The 3,117-nt window shown below is 74.0% G+C and carries 3 protein-coding genes; all 3 read left to right on the plus strand.

The genetic code is table 11. The features are described 5' to 3' along the window. The first annotated feature begins 213 nt into the window (after positions 1 to 213). The 3 genes from F6X68_RS31855 to mshC all read left to right on the plus strand — a co-directional run bounded on the left by F6X68_RS31855 (position 214) and on the right by mshC (position 2,942). Entirely contained in the window at positions 214 to 801 is a 588-nt protein-coding gene (locus tag F6X68_RS31855) for a DUF3090 domain-containing protein (RefSeq protein WP_151457714.1), read from the plus strand. Then, the gene (locus tag F6X68_RS31860; RefSeq protein ID WP_151457715.1) at positions 798 to 1,616 is read left to right on the plus strand and encodes an SCO1664 family protein; all 819 of its coding nucleotides are present in this window, start codon (positions 798 to 800) and stop codon (positions 1,614 to 1,616) included. The genes F6X68_RS31855 and F6X68_RS31860 overlap by 4 nt, the downstream gene beginning before the upstream one ends. 87 nt (positions 1,617 to 1,703) lie before the next feature. Beyond that, entirely contained in the window at positions 1,704 to 2,942 is a 1,239-nt protein-coding gene (mshC, locus tag F6X68_RS31865) for a cysteine--1-D-myo-inosityl 2-amino-2-deoxy-alpha-D-glucopyranoside ligase (protein WP_151457716.1), read from the plus strand. Positions 2,943 to 3,117: the final 175 nt, after the last annotated feature.

Below are 3,117 nucleotides of genomic sequence, written 5' to 3' on the forward strand. Positions count from 1 at the left end.
CGTCCCTCCCGCGACGCTCGCCCCAGCCGACGAGGAGTCCGCGCGCCGCTGCGGGCCGAGAGTCCCGTCCGCGACCACGCTGCGGCGCGGGCCCGGGGCCTCGCCGGCCGCCACGCCCGGGCGCGGCGCACGGTGTGCCGGGCGCGGCGGGGGTACGGCGATTCGCGTCGGTGGGGTGCGCGGCGCTGTGGCGCGCCGGATAGGGTCGTGGGTATGACCCACCAGGTGCACGCCTTCGAGCCGCCGGAGCGGTTCGTCGCCGGGACGGTCGGGCCGCCGGGGGAGCGCACGTTCTTCCTCCAGGCGCGCGGCGGTGGCCGGCTGGTCAGCGTCGCGCTGGAGAAGGTCCAGGTGTCGTTGCTGGCCGAGAAGCTCGAGGAGTTGCTCTCCGAGGCGCAGCGCCGCTTCGGGGTGGACCTGCCCGAGCCGGTGGCCGTCGTCGGCGACAACGACCCGCTGGACACGCCCGTCGACGAGGAGTTCCGGGTCGGCACGCTCGGGCTGGCGTTCGACGTCGACACCGCGACCGTGGTGATCGAGGCCATCGCCGTGGGCGAGGCGGAGGTCGAGGTCGAGCTCGGCGAGCCCGACGACGACGATGAGGACGCCGAGGACGAGGACGAGGAGCCGGACGAGGACCTCGACCGGCTCCGGGTGCGGCTGACCCCCGAGGCGACCCGACAGTTCATCGAGCGGGCCCGGCGGGTGGTCAACGCCGGTCGTCCGCCCTGCCCGCTCTGCGGCCAGCCCCTCGACCCCGCCGGTCATCTCTGTCCGCGCCACAACGGTTATCACCGGTGACGTCGTCGGATCTCCAGCCCCGACAGGACGGCGAGGCCGCGCTCCGCTTGCTGCGTGACGGCCACCTCGACCTGGAGGGGCGGCTCGTCGACGCCTCCAACACCACCCTGCGCGGCATCCTGACCCTCGACGGGGTGACGGCCCGCTGCGTCTACAAGCCGGTGCGGGGCGAGCGCCCGCTGTGGGACTTTCCGGACGGCACGCTGGCCGGTCGGGAGGTCTCGGCGTACGTGGTCTCCCGGGCCACCGGCTGGGATCTGGTGCCACCGACCGTGCTGCGCGACGGCCCGTTCGGCCCGGGATCGTGTCAGCTCTGGATCGACGAGCCGGAGGCGGCCGAGCCCCTGGTCGGGTTCGTGCCGGCCGACGCGCTGCCGCCCCGGTGGTTCCCGATCGCGGCGGCCCGCGACGACGACGGCACGCCGTACGCGCTGGCGCACGCCGACGATCCGCGGCTGGCCCGGCTCGCAGTGCTCGACGCGGTGATCAACAACGCGGACCGCAAGGGCGGGCACGTGCTGGTCGGTCCGGAGGACCGGATCTACGGCGTCGACCACGGGGTGAGCTTCCACGTCGAGGAGAAGCTGCGCACGGTGCTCTGGGGCTGGGCCGGGCGGCAACTGCCGGCGGACGCCGTGGAGATGCTCGACGCACTCGCCGGCCAGCTCCCCGGGGCACTGGGTGCCGAGCTGGCCGACCACCTGACCATCCGGGAGGTCGCCGAGCTGGCGGCGCGGGTGGACCGGCTGCGGCACACCGGCCTGTTCCCGCAGCCGTCGCAGGACTGGCCGACGGTGCCCTGGCCCCCCATGTGAGCGCGCCCGTTCCGTCCCGCGGCGCTGTCATGTTGATCACTGTGGGCCGGGCCTGCCGCGCCGCGCCGGCTGGTTAGGCTGACGGTCATGGACTCTTGGGCGGGACATGAAGTGCCGCGGCTGCCGGGCAGGGGCCAGCCGCTGTCGTTGTTCGACTCGGCGCGGCAGGGCGCCCACCCGAGCGACCCGGCCGGCACCGCGACCATGTACGTCTGCGGCATCACCCCGTACGACGCCACGCACCTGGGCCACGCCGCCACCATGATCGCGTTCGACCTGGTGCAGCGGGTGTGGCGGGACGCCGGCCGGGACGTGCACTACGTGCAGAACGTCACCGACATCGACGACCCGCTGCTGGAGCGGGCCGAGCGGGACGGCGAGGACTGGAAGGTCCTGGCGATGCGGGAGACCGCGCTGTTCCGCGAGGACATGGAGGCGCTGCGGATCATCCCGCCGGCGCACTACGTCGGCGCGGTGGAGTCGATCCCCGACATCGCCGACAAGGTCCTCCTGCTGCTCAAGGACGGGGCCGCGTACCGCCTGGAGGACGGCACCGGCGACGTCTACTTCGACATCGCCGCCACCCCCCGCTTCGGCTACGAGTCGAACCTGACCCGGGAGCAGATGCTGGAGATCTTCCCCGAGCGCGGGGGCGACCCGGACCGGGCCGGCAAGCGCGACCCGCTCGACCCGCTGTTGTGGCGGGGCGCCCGCGAGGGTGAGCCGTCCTGGCCGGGCGGCGAACTGGGCGCCGGCCGCCCCGGCTGGCACATCGAGTGCACGGTCATCGCGCTCAACCTGCTCGGCGACCGGATCGACGTGCAGGGCGGCGGCAACGACCTGATCTTCCCCCACCACGAGTGCTCCGCCGCGCACGCCGAGCGGCTCACGGGCGCCGCGCCCTTCGCGCAGCACTACGTGCACGCCGGCATGATCGGCCTCGACGGCGAGAAGATGTCGAAGTCCCGGGGCAACCTGGTCTTCGTCTCCCGGCTGCGCGCCGACCAGGTCGACCCGATGGCGGTCCGGCTGGCCCTGCTCTCCGGGCACTACCGCACCGACCGCGCCTGGACCGACGAGCTGCTCGCGACGTCGCTGGAGCGGCTGGCGCGCTGGCGGCGGGCCGCCGCCGCGCCAGCCGGTCCGTCGGGCGAGGAGTTCCTGGCCGGCGTACGCGCCCGCCTCGCAGACGACCTGGACTCGCCGGGCGCCCTGGCGCTGGCCGACGGATGGGCCGAGGCGACCCTCGCGGGCACCGCCGACGACCCGGCCGCCCCCGCCCTCTTCGCCGCCACTCTGGACGCCCTCCTCGGCATCCGCCTCTGACAGTGATGATGTGGGAGCGGGTCACCCGGTCGGTCTGACTCAGCCTCTGACTGACCGTGGGCCCCGCCCCTCGCGACGTCGATCATGCGGTTGCGGTGCCCCGCAAAAGGTGCATAACGGCAGTAGCCGCCCACCGCAAGTGCATGATCGACGGGGTGGGGTGGGGTGGAGGGTT

The sequence above is a fragment of the Micromonospora sp. AMSO12t genome, assembly GCF_008806585.1.
GTDB lineage: Bacteria > Actinomycetota > Actinomycetes > Mycobacteriales > Micromonosporaceae > Micromonospora > Micromonospora reichwaldensis.

Bases quoted from the DNA above. Each gene is read 5' to 3' on its own strand.
- mshC (WP_151457716.1), top strand. From the start codon at position 1,704: ATGGACTCTTGGGCGGGACATGAAGTGCCGCGGCTGCCGGGCAGGGGC.
- F6X68_RS31855 (WP_151457714.1), top strand. From the start codon at position 214: ATGACCCACCAGGTGCACGCCTTCGAGCCGCCGGAGCGGTTCGTCGCC.